Source organism: Barnesiella sp. CU968 (assembly GCF_905219685.1).
GTDB classification, from domain to species: domain Bacteria; phylum Bacteroidota; class Bacteroidia; order Bacteroidales; family Muribaculaceae; genus Lepagella; species Lepagella muris_A.
Genome location: NZ_CAJMXD010000474.1, coordinates 1 through 2,000, shown reverse-complemented (window position 1 = coordinate 2,000; position 2,000 = coordinate 1). Strand labels below are relative to the sequence as shown.

Genomic DNA, 2,000 nt, shown 5'->3' with positions numbered 1-2,000 from the left:
GTAACCAACATGAATACAGAGTTTAACAATTTCGCATTAACAGATTTTAAGAGACGCCAGTGAGATATTATCAATCAGATTATCTATCTGGTCGGCATCCAATCGCTCAATGGCTCGCTTTACGTATTTCTTAATTGCGAGTTCAGCAACATCATCAAGTTTTATCATTCCGGCAAGCTGTCTGCTGATACCTTCTTTTTTCGTAGTAGCTGACTTGTCTACATATTGGTTACGGATAAAATCAGTCAGACTTTGATTGTTCTTACGAACAGCATCTCCTGAATCAGCTACATCAATCGTAATACCATCTGGACGAACGATGGTGAAATCAATGTCGGCATCTTTGGTTGACAAATCGAATCCTTCCGACAACATGGATTTTTCCAAAGGAATCCATTCGTCATCAGTAAAGACAGAAGGTGCTGATTTATTATAGAATATCGGCATATTCATTTCAGATGCCACTTCTCTGAATTTTTCATTAATCGGATAATACATTTCCTGAGGAGTTATAGATGCAAGTGGGTCAATATCCCCCCTGCCGCTTTGCTGTTCAATAATTTGGATATATTCTTCACTCACTTGCATGGCTTGATGCTGAAGCTGTTGAATATCATTGGCTTCATTCTCGTCTGTAAGTTCTTTTTTGAACTCTTCAACATCGTTTATGTCGAGTTCAAGTTCTACATCAACCTCGTTTTCAGTCTCCTCACTCTCCGGTTGAACATGGAACAAAGGTTTGGATGCCGGTACAGGTTGCAAGGATGGAATCTCTATTGGCTCAGGCGTGAGATCGCGGAAATCCTTACGGCTGAAACCGACTTTCTGCAATGAGCGTATGATACCGTCAATAGTATTGCGGAAATCACTGCTTGAGGTGAATACGTATGATAGATTCAACAGGCTTATCCCATGTTGAGCAGTATAAGGCTGACGGAGGATACGACCCAGAATCTGCTCCACATCAACTATGCTGGTCTTGTTGGCAAGCGTCGCAAGAATATAAGCAAACGGACAGTCCCAACCTTCTTTAAGCGCGTTGACAGTAATGATATATCGCACCTCACAGTCGCGGCTCATCAGGTCAATGCCCTTGAGCTCATCCTTATTGGCAGTCTTTATCTTGATTTGATTTTCGGGAATACCTACGTCAATCAACTGTCGTTTAATCTTATCGAACGTTACGTTGTCCTCATCCGTTTTTGGCTGAGCCTGAAAGAGTACAATCGTACGGATATACCTTCCGCCGTTAGCCTCATTTTCTTTTGCCAGTTTTTCAAGACTGTTACGCATTCTGACAGCCGCACTGATCACGTCACGCGGAGAGTTACGGTTCTCCACGATTACCGGCAGTTTCACCATGTTCTCCTTCTTCAACTGCATAGCATCCACAAACGACACGATGTTACTTTTACCACGGGGAGTGGCAGTCAATTCGAGGATGAAGCGCGGATTGAGGTTTGCCAGCATCTCATCACGAAGATTTGTGCGGAAGTTATGGCTTTCGTCCACAATCACGACCGGATTCTGCTGGGCTATAACCTGAATCAGTGCAGTGGGGTCTGTTCCTGCGATCAGCTTTTCCGGATGTGGAAAATGCTTTGACTGCTCAAAGAAGTTTTCATTCTCCCGGTATGCCTTAGGCTTGTTCTGCTCAGATGACACATCTTTTTTCGCCTTGACGGTCTCCACAAACGACTGTGCACTCAGTACGAGAATCACGAGTTCAGACTGTAATTGTTCGGGCTTCAGTCCCTTGCCCTGTAAAGCGGCTTCCTTGTCGACCACAGTAACCTTGTGATTGAAGAGTGAGTCAATGGCATGACGGTAAGGATGTGCCGGATTCTGTAGCTTTTCGAGAGTCTGTGTCAGGATAGTATCGCTGGGCACAAACCACGCCACAACTTTAGGGAAATCACCAATCCACTAGTGTCTCTTAAAAAGTGTTAATCAAATTCGAGGTCAAGAGTTGGATGGCAATTTGCTATTTGTGCTGGCTC

General features: G+C 44.0%; 1 protein-coding gene. It reads right to left on the bottom strand.

From position 1 onward, the window contains the following. Window positions 1-36: 36 nt before the first annotated feature. Window positions 37-1,902 carry a DEAD/DEAH box helicase gene (locus JX312_RS12850; protein ID WP_239653925.1) on the bottom strand — a complete coding sequence of 622 codons (1,866 nt, stop codon included), beginning with the start codon at window positions 1,900-1,902 and terminating at the stop codon, window positions 37-39. Window positions 1,903-2,000 lie beyond the last annotated feature (98 nt).